Source organism: Amycolatopsis deserti, from assembly GCF_014653945.1.
Lineage (GTDB): Bacteria > Actinomycetota > Actinomycetes > Mycobacteriales > Pseudonocardiaceae > Amycolatopsis_E > Amycolatopsis_E deserti.
Genome location: NZ_BNAU01000004.1, coordinates 360,709 through 380,375, shown reverse-complemented (window position 1 = coordinate 380,375; position 19,667 = coordinate 360,709). Strand labels below are relative to the sequence as shown.

Here is a 19,667-nt window from a genome sequence, read left to right as displayed (position 1 = left end):
CCTGGTGATCCGGGTCGGAGTATCTGCGCCACCCCGCCCGCTGACGACCTACGGTGGTCGGGTTTTGCCTGCCGTCTTTCCTCATCCTGTCGAAACGCCCAGGTCAGTCCCGCACCAGGGGGAGCAGCCGCAGGCCGAGGTGCAGGGTGAGGCGGTGCTCGCCGTCGCCGAGGTCGAGCCCGGTGATCTCCTCGATCCGGTGCAGCCGGTAGTACAGCGACGTGCGGTGGATGTGCAGCGCGGCGGCGGTGTCCAGGCTCGACCCGGCGTGGTCGAGGTAGGCGGCGAGGGTCTCCACCAGCCGGCCGCTGGTGTCCTGGGCGAGCAGGTCGAGCAGCGGTTCCGGCAGGTGCGCCCGGGCCGGGGCGGAGATGCGCAGGAGGAGGCCGTAGGCGCCGAGGTCGTCCCAGTGGGCGATGCCGTCGAAGCGCGGCAGCGTCGCGGCGGCCCGGACGGCGGTGGCGGCGCGGTCCCGGGCGATCCGGGGTGTTCCGCCGGTGCCGACGCCGACCACGCAGCGGGCGGAGCGGCCGAGCACGTCCGTCACCTGCCGGACGATCACCGCCGGATCGGCGCCGCCCAGCAGCACGCCCTGATGACCGGAGACGTAGAAGGACGGTTCGCGGCCACGGGTGGCGGCTTCCAGCGCGGTGCGCAGGGCGACCTCGGTCCAGGCGCTCGCACCGTCGATGACCTCGGCGATCAGCACCGTGGCGGAGTCGCCGGCGAGGCCGGCGCGGTCGGCCGGTTCGCCGCTGAGCAGCCTGCGGAGGTTCTCCTCGCGGGCCGCGCGTTCGGAGTCGGCGACCAGGAAGTCCCGGTAGAGCAGGGCGGCCATCGGTTCGGCGGCGGCCTTGATCGTGTCCAGGTCGGCGGCGGTGAGCGAGCCGTCCGGGTCGATGACCATCAGCAGGCCGAGCAGGGTGCCGCGCCAGCGCAGCGGCATGCTGACGCGGGCGAGCATGTCCAGGTCGGGCCGCGGCGGGATGACGCCGGGGCCGGTCCAGCGGGTCACGCCCTGCGCGAGGATGTGGCCGATCGCCTCGCTGCCCGCGCTGCGCTGCAGCATCGCCCGCACCCGCACGGCGTCCTCGTCACCGAAGTGCCTGCTCGCGCAGAGCAGCCGGACCGACGGATCGTTGATCGCCACCGACCGGCCGAGGTCTTCGGCGAGCGCGTCCACCCTCCGCTGCAGTTCGCTCTCGACCATGGACCCATGATCCACCAGCCCGTTCCTCTGGTTGTCGGAACGGCCGCCGCGCGATCTTCGACGCCCGGCGGTTCCCGGTGCGCCGGTGGCGTGCCGATACTGCGGCGCATGGGGAGACTGGCCGGCAAGGTGGCGCTCGTCTTCGGCGCGGGGTCCAGCGGCGACGGGATGAGCAACGGCAAGGCGGCGGCGCTCGCGTTCGCGCGAGAGGGGGCGCGGGTCGCGGCGATCGACATCCGCGCCTCGGAGGCGGCGCGCACGGCCGCGGAGATCACGGCGGCGGGCGGGGAAGCCGTGGCGCTGACCGCGGACGTCACGGACGAAGCGCAGGTCGCCGCCGCCGTCGAGGCCGCATCCGTGCTCGGGCCGCCGTCGGTGCTGCACAACAACGTCGGCGCGACCCGGGTCGGGGACGTGGTGGACCTGTCCCTGCCGGAGTGGGACGCCGCGCTGGCGGTGAACCTGCGGCCGGTGTTCCTGACCTGCAAATACGTGGTGCCCAAGATGCTCGAGGCGGGCGGCGCCATCGTGAACGTCTCGTCGATCGCCTCGGTCCGCGACACCGGTTACGTCTACCCGGCCTACAGCGCGGCCAAGGCGGCGGTGAACCAGCTGACGGTGTCGCTCGCACTGCGGTACGCGGCGAGCGGGATCCGGGTGAACGCGATCCTGCCCGGGCTGATCGAAACGCCCCTGGTGACACGGGGGATCGCGGCCGACCCCGGTGAGCTGGAGCGGCGGCACGCGGCCAGCCCGACCGGACGGATGGGCAGCCCGTGGGACGTGGCCGCCGCGGCGGTGTTCCTCGCCTCGGACGAGGCGGCCTACGTGAACGGGGTGTGCCTGCCGGTGGACGGCGGGCTGACCGCGCGGTGCGTCATCGCGTGATGCGGCCGAGCGCGCGGACGACCGCGATGCAGCGGTCCTCGACGTAGTTCAGCCCGCCGGCCTCGGCGATGCGCCGGGCCTCCGGCGACACGATGCCCTGCTGCAGCCACAACGTCTTCGCCCCGATGGCGACGGCCTGCTCGGCCACGCCGGGCGCTTCGCGCGAGGGGCGGAAGACGTCGACGATGTCCACCGGCTCGGGGATGTCGGTGAGGCGCCGGTAGACCTTCTCGCCGAGGAGTTCGTCGGCGGAGGGGTGCACCGGGATCACCCGGAAGCCGGCGGCCTGCATCGCGGCCGGGACCGAGTGCGCGGCCTTCGCCGGGTCGCGGCTCAGCCCCACCACGGCGATGGTCTTCGCGGCTTTCAGGACTTCTTCGGCTAGGTCGGCCATGTCTGTGGAAACCGCCGCCGAGCAGGCGCTATTCCACCGCGAGCCCGCGCGCGGCGCGGAAGGAGGCCAGCAGGTCCATCGACACCCGCGGGTCGAACGCCATCTGCTGGCGGGCCAGCGCGAGCAGCTGCGGCTCGCCGCCGGGCACGCCGTACAGCCGGTCGCGGGTGAGATCGTCGGTGAACACCTCCAGGATCGTCGCGCTGAACTGCAGGTACGCGGCGGCCTGCGTGCGCAGCGCGGCGAGCCCTTCGCCCGAGTCGATCTTCGCCGCCAGCGCGCGCAGCTCCCCGGGCCCGCGCACGGTCGGGATCGACACCAGGTCCGCGATGAGGCCGGACCGCTCCGGAGAGGGCTCGATCCCGCGCGCGGCCCCGGTGAAGGCGTGCGCCTTGCGGTCCAGTTCGCGCCGGACCAGCACCTCGACGACGGCGCTCAGCGGTTGACCGGCAGGCACGTCGAGCAGTTCGACGACGGTGCGCCGCAGATCCCGGGGCAGGCCGCCGGACAGGCAGTGGCACAGGCAGACGAACTGCTCCGGCAGCCCGAGCACGCGGCGGCTGATCCAGTTCCGCGTGTCGTCGGGGGTGAAGTTGTCCAGCCGCACCATTTCGGAGAAGGCGCTGTCGAACGCGTCGCGCGCGGGGATGCCGCGGCGCTCGAAGGTGGCCCGCAGCACCTCCGCCGCGTGTTCGGCGAAGGCGCGGAATTCGTCGACCACCTCGGGGTGGCTGAGCTGCTGTTCGGCGCTCTGCGTGGAGCGGGTCCAGCCGGCCTCGCTCTTCAGCGGCAGGGTGAGCTTGCCGGACCAGCCGGTGGTGTAGGTCTGCAGGAACCGGATGCGCCGCAGCAGCTGCCCGGCGATCGCGCGCAGCTCGCGCAGGCGTGCGTCGGCCGGCCGCTGCGGGCGCAGCCCGCGCACCGCCCGCCAGGCGAATGCGCCCAGGTCGACCACGACGACCAGCGCGACGAGGCCGGCGAGCACCAGCACGGCGATCCGCCAGCCGGTCAGGTCGCTGGACAGCGGCGGCGGATCGGTGACGAAGTCCAGCGGCGGCCGCCCCCACGCCCACGCGCCGAGCAGCACCGGCACCGCGATCGCGACGAGGTGGGCCAGCAGGGAGCGGAGGACGTGCGCGGCGCGTTCACGCCGCCGGACCGGGGCCGCCAGGCGTGCGAAGGTGGCCCAGCGGTGCGGCTGCCCGCCGCCGTGGGTGCGGGTGATGACCTCCTTGCACAGCAGGGCGTGCAGGTAGAGGACGAAGTCGCGGGCGTCGTAGCGGGCGGGCGCGGACGCGACCACGGCGAGCGGCGGCCGGTCCTGGTCACCGAGCACCCCGTCGGCGACGAAGCGGATCGCGGTGGTCTTGCCGACCCCGCGGTGCCCGGCGAGCGCGATCGCCCCGGTCGCCGATCGCTTGACGGCGGTGCGCAGGCGTTCCCCGGCGACTGTGATCACCGGGGTGGCGGTGGGGGATTCGGCGTAGATGTCCCGCACTGCCCGGTAGCCGAGGGTGGTGGCGTCCGGTGGTTCGCGCCGGCCGTTGATCCACTCAGCCGCGGCGGGAAGAACGATCTGCTGGTAAGCGTGTCGCTGCCGGAGCGGGTGCACGGGTTCGCCGGGCATCCCGTTGATCGCATCCCGCACAGGTGGGGCCACGCCGACACCAGTAGCAGGTGGTACACGAACAACGCGCCGATGACGGCCGCCACCCACAGCCGCTCCGCCCACGTCAGCGGGAGCAGGTCGGATGGAAAGGCCGCCTCGTATTCCTGCGTCGGGTCGCGGAGGAAGCGGCTTCGGTCGTCCGCCAGCCGTTCGAGGAGATCGTCATCGGGGCGCAGCGCGGTCCGGCCGGGGCCGGTTCCTCGATCAGCGCACCACCACGACGTGCTCGCCGCGCGGGACGAACTCGCCGATCACCGGGGCGCCCGGGATCTCCCCGGCCAGCAGGAGGCCGCCCGAGGTCTGGGCGTCGGCCAGTAGCAGGGCCTCCTCTTCGCGCACCGCGGACAGGTCGGTGTGCGGCCGGACCCAGTCGAGGTTGCGCCGCGTGCCGCCGCTGACGTAACCCGCCGCCAGAGCCGCCCGTGCTCCCTCCACATAGGACACCGCGGCGGCGTCCACGACGGCGGTGACCCCGCTGGCGCGCGCCATCTTGTACAGGTGCCCGAGCAGGCCGAACCCGGTCACGTCGGTGGCCGCGGTGATCCCGGCGTCGAGCGCGGCCCGGGCGGCCGGGGCGTTGAGGGTGGTCATCACGTCGACGGCCTCGGGGAACCGCTCGCCGGTCGCCTTGTGCCGCGAGTTCAGCACGCCGATGCCCAGCGGCTTGGTCAGCGACAACGCCATCCCGGGCCGGGCGGAATCGTTGCGCAGCAGCCGGTCCGGGGCGCCGACGCCGGTCACCGCGAGCCCGTACTTCGGCTCCGGGTCGTCGACGCTGTGCCCGCCCGCGAGGTGGCAGCCGGCGTCGGCGCAGACGTCCGCTCCGCCGCGCAGCGCCTCCGCCGCCAGCTCGAACGGCAGCACCTCGCGCGGCCAGCCCAGCAGGTTGACCGCCACAACCGGACGGCCGCCCATCGCGTAGACGTCGGACAACGCGTTGGCCGCCGCGATGCGCCCCCAGTCGTAGGCGTCGTCGACCACCGGCGTGAAGAAGTCCGTGGTCGCGATCAGCGCGAGCCCGTCGCGGATCCGCACCGCGGCCGCGTCGTCACCGTCGTCAAGGCCGACCACCAGTTCGCCCACCGGATCCGAGGGCTGCCTGCCGACCAGCCCGCGCACCACGTCCTCCAGCTCGCCGGGCGGGATCTTGCACGCGCACCCGCCGCCGTGCGCGTACTGCGTCAGTCGATGGCCCATGCCCTCATCGTGCCGTTTTCGCGCTGCGGCGGCCGCGCGAAGTTGCGATCATGGGGTATCCCGCAGGGAGGCGTATCCGGTCTGGTGGCCGGCGCGGTCTTCAAAACCGTTGAGCGGCAGGCACTGTCGCTGGCGGGTTCGATTCCCGTCCGCCTCCGCCACCCAGGGAGGAGCGGACAGTGGCGGACCCCCGTCGCCGGGTGCCGCGCACCGACGTGCTGCTCGCGCACCCGCGCCTGGCCGAGGCGGAGCGCGTGCTCGGCCGCGCCCTGGTCAAGGCCGCGGTGGTGGCGGCGCAGGAGCGGGCGCGGGCCGGGGAGATCGAGCCGGAGCAGGTCGCCGAGCAGGCCATCGCGGCGCTGCCGCCGTCCGCGACCACGCTGCGGCCGGTGGTCAACGCGACCGGGGTCGTCGTGCACACCAACCTCGGCCGGGCGCCGTTGTCGCAGGCCGCGCTGGACGCGGTGGTCACCGCCGGACGGAGCACCGACGTCGAGTTCGACCTCGCGACCGGCCGCCGGGCCCGCCGGGGCCGCGGTGTGCTGGCCGCGCTCGCCGACGCGGTGCCTGCCGCGGGCGGGGTGCATGTGGTGAACAACAACGCCGCGGCCCTGCTCCTGGCCGCGCTCGCGCTCGCGCCGGGCAAGGAGATCGTGATCAGCCGCGGCGAGCTGGTCGAGATCGGCGACGGGTTCCGCATCCCCGAGTTGCTGGCGTCCACCGGCGCGCGGCTGCGCGAGGTCGGCACGACGAACCGGACGAGCCTGCGCGACTACGCGGCCGCGCTCGGCCCGGACACCGGGTTCGTGCTGAAGGTGCACCCGTCGAACTTCCGGGTCACCGGCTTCACCGCCGAGGCGTCGGTGCGTGAACTCGCGACGCTGGACGTGCCGCTGGTCGTCGACATCGGCTCCGGGCTGCTGGCGCCGCACCCGGTGCTGCCGGACGAGCCGGACGCCACCACGGCCCTGCGTGACGGCGCCGATCTGGTGACCGCGAGCGGGGACAAGCTCCTCGGCGGCCCGCAGGCCGGGCTGCTGCTGGGCTCGGCCGAGCTGGTGGAGCGGTTGCGCCGTCATCCCGCCGCCCGGGCGTTGCGGGTCGACAAGTTGACCCTCGCCGCGCTGGAGGCGACCCTGCGGGGACCCGAACCGCCGGTCGCGCGGGCGCTCGTCGTCGAGGTGGCGGAGCTGCGCCGCCGGGCGGAAGCGCTGGCCGCGCGGATTCCGGGCGCGAGCGTGGTGGAGTGCCGGGCGGCCGTCGGTGGCGGCGGGGCGCCCGGCGTGGAGCTGCCGTCGGTCGCGGTCAGCCTGCCCGAGTCGTGCGCGGAACCGCTGCGGACCGGGACGCCGTCGGTGGTGGGCCGCGTCGAGCACGGCCGGTGCCTGCTGGATCTGCGCACGGTCGGCCCGGACGAGGACGAACTGCTGCTCGCGGCGGTGCGCGCATGTACGTCGTAGCGACCGCGGGGCACGTCGACCACGGCAAGTCGACGCTGGTCGAGCGGCTCACCGGCACCTGGCCCGACCGGCTGGCGGAGGAGCAGCGCCGGGGGCTGACGATCGAGCTGGGGTTCGCGTGGACGGAGATCGACGGGCGGCGGCTGGCGTTCGTCGACGTGCCCGGGCACGAGCGGTTCGTGCCGAACATGCTGGCCGGGGTGGGTCCGGTGCCGGCCGTGGTGTTTGTCGTCGCCGCGGACGAGGGGTGGATGCCGCAGTCGGCCGAGCACGTGGCGGCGCTGGCGGCGCTCGGCGTCCGGCACGCGCTGCTCGTGGTGACCAAAGCCGACCTGGCCGATCCACGGCCGGCGGCGGAGGAAGCGCTTTCCCACCTGGCGGTGCTGGGCCGGGTCGACGCGGTGCCGATCGGGCGCGGCGGGGACCTGGCGCCGGTGCGGAGGGCGCTGTGCGCGCTGGTCGACCGGCTGCCCGCGCCGGATCCGGCGGCCGACGTGCGGCTGTGGGTGGACCGGGCGTTCACGGTGCGCGGCGCCGGCACGGTCGTGACCGGGACGCTCGCGGGCGGCACCCTGCGCGCCGGGGACGAGCTGGAGCTGGGCGGCGAGCGGGTGAGCGTGCGTGGCCTGCAGTCGCTCGGGGAGGCGGAGACCGAGGTGACCGCGGTGGCGCGGGTCGCGGTGAACCTGCGCGGCGTGGACCGCGACCGGGTGCGGCGCGGGAACGCGTTGCTGACGCCCGGGGCGTGGGTGCACACCTCGGAGGTGGACGTGGCCGTGCGGGCGCAAGGGGACTTGCATCGGGAGCTGGTGCTGCACCTGGGTGCGGCGGCGGTGCCGGTGCACGTCCGTCCACTCGGGACGGACGCGGCGCGGTTGCGGCTGCGGGAGGCGTTGCCGCTGCGGATCGGGGACACCGGGCTGCTGCGGGACCCGGGCGAGCACCGCATCGCGGCCGGGATCACGGTGCTGGACGTGCGGCCGCCGCCACTGCGGCGTCGCGGCTCGGCGCGGGCGCGGGCGGCGGAGCTGGCGGCCGGACGCGTGGCGCCACCGCCGATCGCGCGGGCGAGCGAGGTGCGGGCGATGGGTTTTCCGTTGGCCGGCAAGCGGATCGGCGAGTGGGTCGTGGACGACGACGCCCTCGCGCGGGCGCGCGAGAAGGCGCTGTCGCGGTTCGACGAGTGGTCAGCTCGTCACCCGGTGGCGGCCGGGATGCCGGTGGAGGCGCTGCGGCAGGCGGTGGACCTGCCCGCGGCCGAGCTGGTGCCGGCCGCACTGGACGGCACGGGATTGCAGATCGCCGAGGGGATCGTGCGGCGCCCGGGCGCGGGGCTGCCCGCGCGGGTCCTGTCGGCCCTGGAGCGGCTGGACGAGCGCTTCCGGGGGCAGCCGTTCCGCGCCCCCGAGGCCGACGACCTCGCCGAGCTGGGCTTGGGGCCGCGGGAACTGGCGGCGGCGGTGCGGGCCGGACGGCTGGTCCGGATCGCGGAGGGCGTGTTCCTCGGTCCGGACGCTGTGCGCCGAGCGGCGGAAGCGCTGGCGGCGCTGCCGCAGCCCTTCACCGTCAGCGAGGCCCGGCGCGCCCTGGACACCACCCGCCGGGTGGCGGTGCCGTTGCTGGAGTCGCTCGACGTCCGCGGCCTGACGACGCGGGAGCCGGACACCCGCCGCCGGATCGTCTGAGGGTGGTACTGCCGGGCCCAGGGTCGAGCGGTGACTGGGTCAGCCGTCCGCGCCGGAGCACTGTTGGTCTCGTTCCGCCCGGAGAAGGAGACCCGATGAACTACGACAGCCTCGCCGACCGCACCGCCGTCATCACCGGCGCGGCCAGCGGCATGGGCGCCGCCACCGCCGAGCTGCTCGCCGCCCAGGGCGTGCGGGTCGCGTTGCTGGCCCGCCGCGGCGACCGGCTCACCGAGCTGGCCGAGAAGATCACCGCGAACGGCGGGCGGGCGCTCGCGGTCACCGCCGACGTCACCGATCCGGCCTCCGTCGCGGCCGCCGCCGACCGGGTGCACGAGACCTTCGGGCGCGTCGACCTCGTGGTCAACAGCGCCGGCGTGATGCTGCCGAACCCGATCACCGACGGCCGCGAGGACGAGTGGGCCCGGATGATCGACACGAACGTCACCGGCGCGCTCCGCGTGATCCGGGCCTTCGCCGGTGACCTCGTCGAGGCCGCCGCCGCGGGCCGGACCGCCGATCTGGTCAACGTCTCCTCGATCGGCGCGCACGTCCCCTTCCCCGGCTACGCCGTCTACAGCGCGACGAAGGCCGCGCTCACGCAGCTGTCCGCGTCGCTGCGTACCGAGCTGGGGCCGAGGGACGTCCGGGTCACCAACATCGAGCCCGGCCTGACCGAGACCGAGCTCGGCGGGCACGCGGACTCCGCGGAGCACGCCGCGCAGCTGGACGAGATGGCGGCCGCGCTCGATCCCCTCGCCGCGGACGAGATCGCCGACCTCATCGCCTACACCACGAGCCGCCCGCGGCACCTCAACCTGCGGCAGATCATCGTGCTGCCGACCAGGCAGGCGTGACCGGTGCGCCTTGTTTCGCTCGGAAGCGTGACGGGTACTCGACTCACGGTGAGGAGAGGAGCTCGTCATGGACACGAACGCCTATGTGGCCTTCCTGGTGATAGGCGCGCTGATCGTCTTGGTCGACGGCCAGTTCGTCTACCACAGCGGGAAGCGGTACCTGGCGAACGGGCAGGGCGAATCGGAATCGGGGGCGTCCATGGCCCGGCTGGTCGCGGTGTTGTTCCACATCGCGACGCTGGGCGTGCTCGCGCTCATCTCGACGATCGACTTCCCCGGTGGCACCACGCCGACGGCGATCGTGGGACGCATCGGCGTGTTCCTACTGGTCCTGGCGCTGGCGCACGGCATCACGATCGCCGTGTTGTCGCGCCAGCGCGAGGAACAGGTCGTCGAGCAGATCAACACGCGGATGAACACCCCGCGTCCCGCGGACCATTCGCTGAACGACCCGGTCGTCTCCCCGGTGCCCGGTCAGGAGGGCCGCGACCCGCGCGTCAGCCCCAGCATCGAAAGCGGCACCCCGTACACGACCGACCGGTACTAGGAGTTCAGGCTCCGCAGCAGTTCCGGCGTGCGGGCCTGCTCCGCCGGTGACCCGGTGAGAGCGGCGGCGAACTCGGTGGCTCCGGCGTCCAGGTGGCGCCGGAGCTGCTGTTCGACCGCCCCCTCGTCCTCGGCGACGACTGTCAGGCGTAGAGCGTCGGTGAGTACTGGCGCGCGTCGTTGCCCACGCCGTCGACCCCGAAGCGGATCGTGCTGTCCTCGCGGAAGTCCTTGTCGCACACGCCCCAGTGGCCCGAGCCGAGGTTGTTCCGGCACGTGCCCTCGCGGTAGGGCGCCCCGTTCAGGCGGTTGTACCAGCGGACCTCGGCCGAGGTGCCGTTCGCCTTCGTGTCGCGGACGTAGAACAGGTCGCCGTAGGGCTGGTAGCAGCCCTCCACGCCGGTGTCCGTCACGCAGTAGTACCAGTAGTTGCCGCTGGGGCCGCTGGAGGCCGTCGCGATGTTGTAGTCCGAAGCCGCGGCCGTCCCGGGAACGAGCAGCGCGAGCGCCGCGCCGATCGAGCTGGCCAGGGCAACGAAAATCGAGCGCCTCGCACGCATGCGGGACTCCTTCGCCATGAATGGGCCGCACCGGTGTGCCGCCCCCAGTGGCGCAGGACAGTATTGGATTGTTGAACGATTCGTCAATACTACGTCGGGAGCAGGTGGCCTCTGGCCCGGCGCGCCGCGCCTCCAGCTACTCGACGGAAATGCTCATGGCGCATGTTCGGGCCGTCGGCCCCAGGGGTCGGGAGTAGATGGCCCCTGCGCCGCGGACCCAGGGCAGCTCGGGCGGCTCCCGCCCAGCACGCCGCGCCTCCAGTTCCTCCGCGGGAATCCCACGGCGCACGTTCGGGCCACCGGTCCAGGGGGCTACGTCAGGAGCAAATGGCCCCCTGTGCCGCCGACCCGACCAGGCGCGCGTACTTCGCCAGCACGCCCGTCCGGCGCGGCAGCTCCGGCGGCTCCCATCCGGCGCGCCGCGCCTCCAGTTCCTCCGCGGAAATCCCCACGTCCAGCGTCCGCGCCTCCATGTCCAGCACGATCGGGTCGCCGTCGCGGACGAAGGCGATCGGGCCGCCGTGCGCGGCCTCCGGGGCGACGTGCCCGATGCACAACCCGGTGGTCCCGCCGGAGAACCGGCCGTCGGTGAGCAGGAGGACGTCCTTGCCCAGCCCGGCGCCCTTGATCGCGCCGGTCACGGCGAGCATCTCCCGCATCCCGGGCCCGCCGCGCGGCCCCTCGTACCGGATCACCACCACCTCGCCCGGCTGCAGCGTCGGCAGCGCGTCCATCGCCGCCTGCTCCCCGTCGAACACGCGCGCCGTGCCCTCGAACCGCGACGAGTCGAACCCGGCGCTCTTCACCACCGCACCCTCCGGCGCGAGGCTGCCGTGCAGGATCGTCAGCCCGCCGGTCGGGTGGATCGGGTTCGACAGCTTCCGCACCACCTCGCCGTCCAGCTCCGGCGGCGCCAGCTCGGCCAGGTTCTCGGCCAGCGTCTTGCCCGTCACGGTCAGGCAGTCGCCGTGCAGCAGACCCGCGTCGAGCAGGGCCTTCATCACCACCGGCACCCCGCCGACCCGGTCCACCGCGGTCATCACGTGCCGCCCGAACGGCTTCACGTCGGCCAGGTGCGGCACCCGGTCACCGATCCGGGTGAAGTCGTCCAGCGTCAGCTCGACCTGCGCCTCGTGCGCGATCGCCAGCAGGTGCAGCACCGCGTTGGTCGACCCGCCCAGTGCCATCACGACGGCGATCGCGTTCTCGAACGCCTCGCGCGTCAGCACGTCCCGCGCGGTGATCCCGGCCGCCAGCATCCCGACGACGGCCTCGCCGCTCTCCCGCGCGAACCGGTCGCGTCGCCGGTCCACCGACGGCGGGCTGGCCGACCCGGGCAGCGACATGCCCAGCGCCTCCGCCGCACAAGCCATCGTGTTGGCCGTGTACATCCCGCCGCACGCGCCCTCACCAGGGCAGATCGCGCGCTCGATCTTGTCGACCTCCTCGCGCGAGATCAGCCCGCGCGCACACGCGCCGACCGCCTCGAACGCGTCGATGATCGTCACCTCGCGGCCGTCGACGTTGCCCGGCAGGATCGACCCGGCGTAGAGGAACACCGCGGCGACGTCCAGGCGCGCGGCGGCCATCAGCATGCCGGGCAGGCTCTTGTCGCAACCGGCCAGCAGCACCGCGCCGTCCAGCCGCTCGGCCTCCATCACCGTCTCGACCGAATCGGCGATGATCTCCCGCGACACCAGCGAGAAGTGCATGCCCTCGTGGCCCATCGAGATGCCGTCGGACACCGAGATCGTGCCGAACTCCATCGGGAAGCCGCCGCCGGCGTGCACCCCTTGCTTGCTCGCCTGCGCCAGCCGTTGCAGGGACAGGTTGCACGGTGTTATCTCGTTCCACGACGAGGCGATGCCGATCTGCGGTTTGGCGAAGTCCTCATCGCCCATTCCGACCGCGCGCAGCATGCCCCGCGCCGCCGCGCGTTCCAGCCCGTCCGTCACGTCCCGCGACCGGGGTTTGAGGTCAGCCATGGTGAGCACGATAGGCCCGAGATCCACTCTCTACACAACGTTGACGACCGAGAACAAGTTGTAGAGAATCGAACCCATGACGACGGTGTCATTCGATCGGCGACCGGAGGACTACCGGCACTGGCGGCTCCGGATCGAGCCGCCGCTGGCGTGGCTGGAGATGGACGTCGACGAGAACGGCGGCCTGGTTCCCGGCTACGAGCTCAAGCTCAACTCCTACGACCTGGGCGTCGACATCGAGCTCTACGACGCCGTCCAGCGGCTGCGCTTCGAGCACCCCGAGGTGCGCGCGGTCATCCTCACCAGCGCCAAGGACAAGGTGTTCTGCGCCGGCGCGAACATCCGGATGCTGGCCGGCTCCTCGCACGAGTGGAAGGTGAACTTCTGCAAGTTCACCAACGAGACCCGGAACGGCATCGAGGACGCCACCGAGAACTCCGGCCAGATCTACCTCGCCGCCGTCAACGGCAGCTGCGCCGGCGGCGGCTACGAGATCGCCCTGGCCTGCGAGAAGATCCTGCTGGTCGACGACAACTCCTCGACCGTCGCGCTGCCCGAGGTGCCGTTGCTCGGCGTGCTGCCCGGCACCGGCGGCCTCACCCGGGTCACCGACAAGCGCCGCGTCCGCAAGGACCGCGCGGACGTGTTCGCCACGCGCCCGGACGGGGTGAAGGGCCGCACCGCGGTCGACTGGCGCCTGGTCGACGAGCTGGTGCCGCGCCAGGAGTTCCGCGCGATCGTCGAGCAGCGCGCCCGTGAACTCGCCGCCCGCAGCAACCGGCCGCAGGACGCGCAGGGCATCGTGCTCGAGCCGCTCGAGCGCACCGAAGAAAACGACCGCATCACCTACCCCAACACCACCGCCGAGCTGGACCGGGCGGCCGGCGTCGTCACCATCACCGTCCACGCGCCGCGGGGCGACGGGTGGCTGCTGGCGATGACCCGCGAGCTGGACGACCTCATCCTGCGCCTGCGCACCAACGAACCCGAGCTGGGCACCTGGGTCTTCCGCACCGAGGGCGACCCGGACGCGGTGCTCGCCGCCGAACGCGAGGTGCTCACCGGCACCGACTGGCTGTCCAACGAAATCCTGCACTACTACAAGCGCACGCTGAAACGGCTCGACGTCACCAGCCGCAGCCTCATCGCGCTCATCGAACCGGGCAGCTGCTTCGCCGGGGTGCTGCTGGAGCTGGCGCTGGCCTGCGACCGCCAGTACATGTTGGACGGTCCGCCGATCGACGACGAGGACAGCGAGGAACGCGCGTGCCTCGTGCTGTCCGACGCGAACTTCGGCGCCTTCCCGATGGGCAACGGCCTGTCCCGCCTGGAATCCCGGTTCTACGGCGAGCACGACCACCTCGACTGGCTCAAACGCGAACGCGACCGCCGCCTGTCCGCGGGCGAGGCCGTCGAGCTGGGCCTGGTCACCGAGGCCCCGGACGACATCGACTGGGAGGACGAGATCCGGATCGTGTTGGAAGGGCGGGCCGCGCTGTCGCCGGACGCGCTCACCGGCATGGAGGCCAACCACCGGTTCGTCGGCCCGGAAACCATCGAGACCAAGATCTTCGGCCGCCTGACGGCCTGGCAGAACTGGATCTTCACGAGACCGAACGCCTCCGGGCCGGAGGGCGCGCTGCGCCGCTACGGCACCGGCCAGAAGGCGACCTTCGACCGCAAGCGGGTGTGAGATGCCGACCAGGATCGACTACGACGCCAAGATCCCGAACAACGTGGAGCTGTCCGACAACCGGCGGCTGCAGCGCGCACTGGAGGGCTGGCAGCCGAAGTTCATGCACTGGTGGGCCGAGATGGGCCCGGCGCTGGAGACCCAGGGCGTGTACCTGCGCACGGCGGTCAGTGTCGGCCGCGAGGGCTGGGCGCACTTCGACCACGTCGTGCCGCAGGACTACCGCTGGGGCATCTTCCTGTCCGAGCGCGACCCGGACCGCCGCATCGCCTTCGGCGAGCACCGCGGCGAGCCGGCCTGGCAGCAGGTGCCCGGCGAGTACCGCGCCGACCTGCAGCGGCTGATCGTCATCCAGGGCGACACCGAGCCGGCGTCGGTGGAACAGCAGAAGCTGCTCGGCCTGACCGCGCCCAGCCTGTACGACCTGCGCAACCTCTTCCAGGTCAACGTGGAGGAGGGCCGTCACCTGTGGGCGATGGTCTACCTGCTGCACGCCTACTTCGGCAAGGAGGGCCGCGAGGAGGCCGAAGCGCTGCTCTACCGCAACTCGGGCAGCCCGGACACCCCGCGCATCCTCGGCGCGTTCAACGAGGAGACCGCGGACTGGCTCGCGTTCTACATGTTCACCTACTTCACCGACCGCGACGGCAAGTACCAGCTGGGCACGCTCAAGGAGTCCGCGTTCGACCCGCTGTCGCGCACCTGCGAGTTCATGCTCAAGGAGGAGGCGCACCACATGTTCGTCGGCACCACCGGTGTCGACCGGGTGGTGACGCGCAGCGCCGAGCTGATCCGCGAGCACGACACGACGGACATCGCCGCGCACGGCGGCATCCCGCTGGAGATCATCCAGCGCTACCTGAACTTCCACTACACGGTGTCGCTGGACCTGTTCGGCAGCGAGACGTCGACCAACGCGGCCAACTACTACACCGCCGGGCTCAAGGGCCGCTGGATGGAGACCCGCCGCAAGGACGACCACCAGCTGACCGAGGACGCGGCGGTGCTGGAGAAACCGCAGGACGACGGCACCTGGACCACCGAGGAGATGCAGAAGATCCTGCTGCTCAACCTCGACCTGCGCAGCGAGTACATCGCGGACTGCTCCTCCGGTGTGAAGCGGTGGAACAAGATCCTCGCCGACGCCGGCATCGACTTCTCCTTCCGCCTGCCGCACCCTGGTTTCAACCGGAAAGTCGGCATAAACTCCGGCCACCACATCACGCCGGACGGGACGATCGTGGACGAAGCGACCTGGGAGCGCAGCCGCAAGCACTGGCTGCCCACGGACGAGGACCTGGCGTTCGTCCGCTCGCTCATGCACCCGGTGTACGAGCGGGGCAAGATCGCGAGCTGGGTCGCCCCGCCGCGGCAGGGCATCAACGGGAAGCCGTTCGACTACGAGTACGTGTACCTGTAAACCTGCGAAGGGCGGGCGCGATGGCCGAGTTCAACGCCGCGGACTACCTGGTCGACCGGCACGTCCGGGACGGCGATGGCGCCCGCACCGCGGTCGTCACGGTCTCCCGCACGCTCACCTACGCGGACCTGTCCGAAGCGGTGCACCGCGTCGCCGGCGGGCTGGCCGACATCGGTGTGCGGCCCGAGGAACGGGTCATGTTGTGCATGGTCGACGGCGTGGAGATGCTCACCGGCATCCTCGGCGCTATGTGCCTCGGGGCGGTGCCGGTGCCGGTGTCGACCATGGTCACCGGTCCCGAGCTGGGGCGGGTGCTGGCCGACTCGCGGGCCCGCGTGCTGTGTGTGTCCGGCGAGTTCGCCGCGGCCGCGAAGGAGGCGGTCGATCTGGCGCCGGAGGTCACCGACGTCGTGCTGGACCGGGCGGACGCGGCCCAGTTCTCCCGGGTGTCCACACACGACTGGTCGCGTCTGTCCACAGCGGACCCGCGCGAAACGTATGCCACCTGGGAGGATTCGCCCGCGCTGTGGCTGTACACCTCCGGCACGACCGGCCAGCCCAAGGGCGCGATGCACCGGCACGCGAGCATCCGCGCGGTGTGCGAGACCTACGGCCGCCAGGTGCTCGGGATCCGGCCGGACGACCGGTGCTTCTCGGTCGCCAAGCTGTTCTTCGCCTATGGCATCGGCAATTCCGCGTTCTTCCCGCTGTCGGCGGGCGCGAGCACGGTGTTCGAACCGGGCCGCCCGACGCCGCAGCTGGTGGCCGACCGGGTGCGCGCCGAGCGGCCGACGTTGTTCTTCGGCGTGCCGACGTTCTACTCCGCCCTGCTGTCCGCCGACCTGCCGCGGGACACGTTCTCCTCGGTGCGCCAGGCGGTTTCCGCGGGCGAGCCGCTGCCCGCGGTGCTGTTCGAGCGGTTCCGGGAGCGGTTCGGGGTGGAGATCCTGGACGGGATCGGGTCCACCGAGGCGCTGCACATCTTCCTGTCCAACCGGCCGGGCGCGGTGGTGCCCGGCACGACGGGTGTCGCGGTGCCGGGGTACGACCTGCAGATCCGCGACCCGCTGGGCACGCTGATCGAGGGCACCGGGCAGCCCGGCGAGCTGTACGTGCGCGGGCCGTCCACGGCGTTCGGGTACTGGAGCCGGTACGAGACGTCGAAGCAGGTGTTCCAGGGCGAGTGGCTGCGGACGGGCGACAGCTACGTGCGCAACCCGGACGGCACGTACACGTGTCTGGGCCGGTTCAACGACATGTTGAAGGCGGGCGGGATCTGGGTGTCGCCGGCGGAGGTCGAGCAGCGGTTGCTGCAGCACCCGGACGTGGCCGAGGTGGCGGTCGTGGCGGCGCCGGACTCCGACGGCATCGAGAAGCCGGTGGCGTGCGTGGTGCCGGTCGCCGGGCGGACCGTCGACCCGGAGGCGTTGATCGACTTCTGCCGCGAGGGGCTGGCCGCGTTCAAACGCCCGCGTGCCGTGGTGGGGGTCGAGGAGCTGCCGAAGACCGCGACCGGCAAGATCCGCCGGAACGTGATCCGCGAGCTGGTGCGGGATTCGCTGCGGCCGGGGGCGCTCACGTGATCGACGGCTACCCCGTGGTCGACGCGCACGTCCACACGCCGCGACTGGGCACGTTGAAGCCGGCGTGGCTGGAGTGGGCGGAGCGGTTCTCCGGCCCGCACGACTGGCGGTCCGCCTACGACGCGGATGGGAATGTCGTACCCGCGCGACTGGACGCCTTGTTCGAGTCCGAGGGCGTCGACCGGGCGTTGTTGTTCTGCGAGTACAGCCCGCGCGCGACCGGGATCCAGCCGATCGAGGACAACCTGCCGCTGGTGGCGCACAACCCGACGCGGTTCCGGCTGGTGGCGAACGTGAACCCGTACCTGCACCACCCGGTGGCGGCCGAGGTGGAGCGGCAGCTGGACCTGGGTGCGGTGGCGTTGAAGATCCACCCCGTGCACGGTGCGTTTTCGCCGGGGGACAAGGAGTTGTACGCCGCCTACCACGTCTGCGCCGAGCGCGGGGTGCCGGTGATCATCCACTCGGGCACGAGCAGCTTCCCCGGCGCCCGCGCGAGCTTCGGCAATCCCGAGCTGATGGCGGACGTCGTCGAGGACTTCCCGTCGGTGCAGTTCGTGTTCGCCCACGGCGGCCGCGGGTGGTGGTACGACGTGGCCGCGTTCCTGGCGCTGGCGCGGGACAACGTGTGGCTGGACCTGTCCGGGCTGCCGCCGCGGAAGCTGCCGGAGTACTACGCGCGGTTCGACTTCGTCCGGCTGGCCGGCCGGTTCGTGTTCGGCACGGACTGGCCCGGCGTCCCGGGGGTGGCGCGTAACGTCCGGGCGCTGATGGAGCTAGGCCTGCCGGACCCCGTGCTGCGGGACGTGCTGTCCGGCAACGCGGCGAAGCTGTTTCCGGGGTTGGGGATCTAGGGAGTGTCCTGATCTACCTGTAGGCCTGGTTTGGTCTTGGGTTGTGGTGGGTCGGGGTGAGGTTGTGAGGTCGAGTGGGTCACCTCGGTGGACTCCAGTGTGGTGCGAGCACACCAGCATGCTGCTGGGGCTCGGAAAAGGGGGCTGTACGCCCGCCGTCGAGGCGCTCGCGGTCGACGGGGAAGGACTCGGCCGGTCCCGGGACTGAGCACGAAGATCCATCTTGCGGTCGATGGGCGCGGGTTACCGATGCGGTGCTGCTCACCGCAGGTCAGGCCGGCGACAACCCACAATTGCTGCCGCTGCTGGATGGCATCAACGTGGCCCGAATCGGGCCGGGCCGCCCGCGCTGCCGGGCCGAGATGGTCATCGCGGACAAGGCTTATTCGCATCCCTCAACCCGGCAGGCGATGCGGAACCGGCTGGATCCGGTTCACCAGCCCGGAGCGGGAGGGCCAGATCGCCCGCCGCGCGGCGAAAGGTTCCCGCGGCGGGCGTCCTCCCGCCTTCGATGCCGAGGCCTACCAGCGGCGCAACGTGGTCGAACGCTGCTTCAACAGGCTCAAACAGTTCCGCGGCCTGGCCACCCGCTACGCCAAACGCGCCCGCCTACTACCAGGCCGAACTCACCATCGCCGCCATCGTCCTCAGGCTCAGATGACTTACAGGACACGCCCTAGTCCGGGCACGACGTGGTGATCCCGCCACTCGGGCGGGAAGTGCACCGCCGTAGTCAGCGCACCACCTCGTGCAGGCAGAGCCAGTTGCCTTCGGAGTCGGGGAACCAGGCGGCCTTCTCGTTGCCGAGGGTGGCGATGTGCCCTTCGGTGCGGAGGTCGCCGGAGTCGTAGTCGGCGAAGCGCACGCCGCGTTCCTCCAGGTCGTGCACCTCGGTGGAGATGTCGTCGACCTCGAAGCTGAGCACCGTGTTCTCGCTCGGTTTGGCGTCCGGCAGCGGCCGCAGGCCGATCACGTGCCCGGAGCCGGCTTCGAAGTAGCAGGTGCCGTCCGGGCCGGTTTCGGTCTGGCGGAGGCCGAGCTGGTCGCCGTAGAAGTGCCGGGCGCGGTCAGCGTCCTGGGCGGGGAGCATGTGCGTGATGGTGGACGTGGTGAGCATGGGTCGCCTCCTTCACGAGAGGACTAATGGTGCGCCGCTGAACCGCCGGAGGCAACGGGGGTTTCAGCTGGTGCCGTTCACCTCACGCAACGTCCGCATCGCGTCCGCCAGTGCCTCCGACGCCTCCGGCCCCAGCGGCTCCAGCACCCGGCGCCGCAGGATCTCCGCGCACGCCTGGCGCGCCTTCTCCGCCACCTCGCGGCCGTGTTCGGTCAGGCACGCGAACGTCACCCGCCGGTCGTCCGGGCTCGGTTTGCGGGTGATCAACCCGGCCGCGACCAGCCGGTCCGCCACCTTGGTGAACCCGCCGCTGGACAGCGCCGCCTCGGTGGCCAGGCGCGTCATCGGCATGCGGTGGCCGGGTGTGCGCACCAGCCGCAGCAGGATGTCGAACGGCGCCGGCGCCAGCCCGAACCGTTCGGCGATCTCGCCCATGAGTCGATCCTGCGTGGCGAGGTACCCCTCGATCACGAGGCCCCACCAGGTCACGATCTCGTCATCGCCGGGAGTGGTCACGCTCTGACTATACCGGTCAGAACTCTTCCCGGA

General features: G+C 72.2%; 17 protein-coding genes and 1 tRNA gene. 10 read left to right on the top strand and 8 right to left on the bottom strand.

The genetic code is table 11. The features are described from left to right. Window positions 1-103: 103 nt before the first annotated feature. Window positions 104-1,210, bottom strand: a complete 1,107-nt coding sequence (locus IE290_RS19790; RefSeq protein ID WP_191246100.1) for a PucR family transcriptional regulator — start codon at window positions 1,208-1,210, stop codon at window positions 104-106. Between the two features lie 108 nt (window positions 1,211-1,318). On the opposite strand from IE290_RS19790, the gene IE290_RS19785 reads away from it, so the two are divergent. Further along, a complete protein-coding gene (locus IE290_RS19785) occupies window positions 1,319-2,098 on the top strand; it encodes an SDR family NAD(P)-dependent oxidoreductase (protein ID WP_191246099.1) in 780 nt (259 codons plus the stop codon). On the opposite strand, the gene IE290_RS19780 is transcribed toward IE290_RS19785, so the two are convergent. From IE290_RS19780 to selD, 3 genes are all read right to left on the bottom strand, one after another. Continuing rightward, window positions 2,088-2,492, bottom strand: coding sequence for a CoA-binding protein (locus tag IE290_RS19780; RefSeq protein ID WP_191246098.1), 405 nt, complete (start codon window positions 2,490-2,492; stop codon window positions 2,088-2,090). The genes IE290_RS19785 and IE290_RS19780 overlap by 11 nt on opposite strands. Before the next feature lie 28 nt (window positions 2,493-2,520). Further along, complete coding sequence (locus tag IE290_RS19775) at window positions 2,521-4,119, bottom strand: hypothetical protein (protein WP_229874606.1); 1,599 nt, start codon at window positions 4,117-4,119, stop codon at window positions 2,521-2,523. A 246-nt stretch (window positions 4,120-4,365) separates the two neighbouring features. Then, window positions 4,366-5,358 (bottom strand): selenide, water dikinase SelD, encoded by a 993-nt coding sequence (gene selD / locus IE290_RS19770; RefSeq protein ID WP_191246097.1) that lies wholly within the window; start codon window positions 5,356-5,358, stop codon window positions 4,366-4,368. A 66-nt stretch (window positions 5,359-5,424) separates the two neighbouring features. Between selD and IE290_RS19765 the strand changes: the two genes are divergently transcribed. The 5 genes from IE290_RS19765 (at window position 5,425) to IE290_RS19745 (ending at window position 9,907) form a co-directional block, all read left to right on the top strand. Then, a tRNA-Sec gene (locus IE290_RS19765) sits at window positions 5,425-5,519 on the top strand. Between the two features lie 18 nt (window positions 5,520-5,537). Further along, complete coding sequence (selA, locus tag IE290_RS19760; protein ID WP_191246096.1) at window positions 5,538-6,818, top strand: L-seryl-tRNA(Sec) selenium transferase; 1,281 nt, start codon at window positions 5,538-5,540, stop codon at window positions 6,816-6,818. Next, window positions 6,806-8,503 carry a SelB domain-containing protein gene (locus tag IE290_RS19755; RefSeq protein ID WP_191246095.1) on the top strand — a complete coding sequence of 566 codons (1,698 nt, stop codon included), beginning with the start codon at window positions 6,806-6,808 and terminating at the stop codon, window positions 8,501-8,503. Before selA ends, IE290_RS19755 begins: the two co-directional genes overlap by 13 nt. A gap of 95 nt (window positions 8,504-8,598) precedes the next feature. Next, a complete protein-coding gene (locus IE290_RS19750) occupies window positions 8,599-9,360 on the top strand; it encodes an SDR family oxidoreductase (RefSeq protein ID WP_191246094.1) in 762 nt (253 codons plus the stop codon). 67 nt (window positions 9,361-9,427) lie between these two features. Beyond that, window positions 9,428-9,907: a hypothetical protein gene (locus tag IE290_RS19745; RefSeq protein ID WP_191246093.1), complete on the top strand. Its 480-nt coding sequence runs from the start codon at window positions 9,428-9,430 to the stop codon at window positions 9,905-9,907. Between the two features lie 142 nt (window positions 9,908-10,049). On the opposite strand, the gene IE290_RS19740 is transcribed toward IE290_RS19745, so the two are convergent. Both IE290_RS19740 and ilvD read right to left on the bottom strand, forming a co-directional pair. Continuing rightward, window positions 10,050-10,466 (bottom strand): hypothetical protein, encoded by a 417-nt coding sequence (locus tag IE290_RS19740; RefSeq protein WP_191246092.1) that lies wholly within the window; start codon window positions 10,464-10,466, stop codon window positions 10,050-10,052. Between the two features lie 317 nt (window positions 10,467-10,783). Further along, a complete protein-coding gene (gene ilvD, locus IE290_RS19735) occupies window positions 10,784-12,451 on the bottom strand; it encodes a dihydroxy-acid dehydratase (RefSeq protein WP_191246091.1) in 1,668 nt (555 codons plus the stop codon). A gap of 76 nt (window positions 12,452-12,527) precedes the next feature. On the opposite strand from ilvD, the gene boxC reads away from it, so the two are divergent. The 4 genes from boxC to IE290_RS19715 are packed head-to-tail and all read left to right on the top strand — an operon-like array spanning window position 12,528 to window position 18,001. Continuing rightward, window positions 12,528-14,144 (top strand): 2,3-epoxybenzoyl-CoA dihydrolase, encoded by a 1,617-nt coding sequence (boxC, locus tag IE290_RS19730; RefSeq protein ID WP_191246090.1) that lies wholly within the window; start codon window positions 12,528-12,530, stop codon window positions 14,142-14,144. A 1-nt stretch (window position 14,145) separates the two neighbouring features. Then, complete coding sequence (gene boxB, locus IE290_RS19725; protein WP_191246089.1) at window positions 14,146-15,564, top strand: benzoyl-CoA 2,3-epoxidase subunit BoxB; 1,419 nt, start codon at window positions 14,146-14,148, stop codon at window positions 15,562-15,564. 20 nt (window positions 15,565-15,584) lie between these two features. Next, a complete protein-coding gene (locus tag IE290_RS19720) occupies window positions 15,585-17,147 on the top strand; it encodes a benzoate-CoA ligase family protein (RefSeq protein WP_191246088.1) in 1,563 nt (520 codons plus the stop codon). Beyond that, on the top strand, window positions 17,144-18,001 hold the full coding sequence (locus IE290_RS19715) for an amidohydrolase family protein (protein ID WP_191246087.1): 858 nt from the start codon (window positions 17,144-17,146) through the stop codon (window positions 17,999-18,001). The genes IE290_RS19720 and IE290_RS19715 overlap by 4 nt, the downstream gene beginning before the upstream one ends. Before the next feature lie 733 nt (window positions 18,002-18,734). Here IE290_RS19715 and IE290_RS19705 read toward each other — a convergent pair. Both IE290_RS19705 and IE290_RS19700 read right to left on the bottom strand, forming a co-directional pair. After that, window positions 18,735-19,118 (bottom strand): VOC family protein, encoded by a 384-nt coding sequence (locus tag IE290_RS19705; protein WP_191246085.1) that lies wholly within the window; start codon window positions 19,116-19,118, stop codon window positions 18,735-18,737. A 63-nt stretch (window positions 19,119-19,181) separates the two neighbouring features. Then, on the bottom strand, window positions 19,182-19,634 hold the full coding sequence (locus IE290_RS19700; protein ID WP_094005709.1) for a MarR family winged helix-turn-helix transcriptional regulator: 453 nt from the start codon (window positions 19,632-19,634) through the stop codon (window positions 19,182-19,184). Window positions 19,635-19,667: the final 33 nt, after the last annotated feature.

Excerpts from the sequence above, each read along its gene's own strand:
- IE290_RS19790 (WP_191246100.1), bottom strand. The coding sequence starts at position 1,210 with ATGGTCGAGAGCGAACTGCAGCGGAGGGTGGACGCGCTCGCCGAAGAC.
- IE290_RS19785 (WP_191246099.1), top strand. The coding sequence starts at position 1,319 with ATGGGGAGACTGGCCGGCAAGGTGGCGCTCGTCTTCGGCGCGGGGTCC.
- IE290_RS19780 (WP_191246098.1), bottom strand. The coding sequence starts at position 2,492 with ATGGCCGACCTAGCCGAAGAAGTCCTGAAAGCCGCGAAGACCATCGCC.
- IE290_RS19775 (WP_229874606.1), bottom strand. The coding sequence starts at position 4,119 with ATGCCCGGCGAACCCGTGCACCCGCTCCGGCAGCGACACGCTTACCAG.
- selD (WP_191246097.1), bottom strand. The coding sequence starts at position 5,358 with ATGGGCCATCGACTGACGCAGTACGCGCACGGCGGCGGGTGCGCGTGC.
- IE290_RS19755 (WP_191246095.1), top strand. The coding sequence starts at position 6,806 with ATGTACGTCGTAGCGACCGCGGGGCACGTCGACCACGGCAAGTCGACG.
- IE290_RS19750 (WP_191246094.1), top strand. The coding sequence starts at position 8,599 with ATGAACTACGACAGCCTCGCCGACCGCACCGCCGTCATCACCGGCGCG.
- IE290_RS19745 (WP_191246093.1), top strand. The coding sequence starts at position 9,428 with ATGGACACGAACGCCTATGTGGCCTTCCTGGTGATAGGCGCGCTGATC.
- IE290_RS19740 (WP_191246092.1), bottom strand. The coding sequence starts at position 10,466 with ATGCGTGCGAGGCGCTCGATTTTCGTTGCCCTGGCCAGCTCGATCGGC.
- ilvD (WP_191246091.1), bottom strand. The coding sequence starts at position 12,451 with ATGGCTGACCTCAAACCCCGGTCGCGGGACGTGACGGACGGGCTGGAA.
- boxC (WP_191246090.1), top strand. The coding sequence starts at position 12,528 with ATGACGACGGTGTCATTCGATCGGCGACCGGAGGACTACCGGCACTGG.
- boxB (WP_191246089.1), top strand. The coding sequence starts at position 14,146 with ATGCCGACCAGGATCGACTACGACGCCAAGATCCCGAACAACGTGGAG.
- IE290_RS19720 (WP_191246088.1), top strand. The coding sequence starts at position 15,585 with ATGGCCGAGTTCAACGCCGCGGACTACCTGGTCGACCGGCACGTCCGG.
- IE290_RS19705 (WP_191246085.1), bottom strand. The coding sequence starts at position 19,118 with ATGCTCACCACGTCCACCATCACGCACATGCTCCCCGCCCAGGACGCT.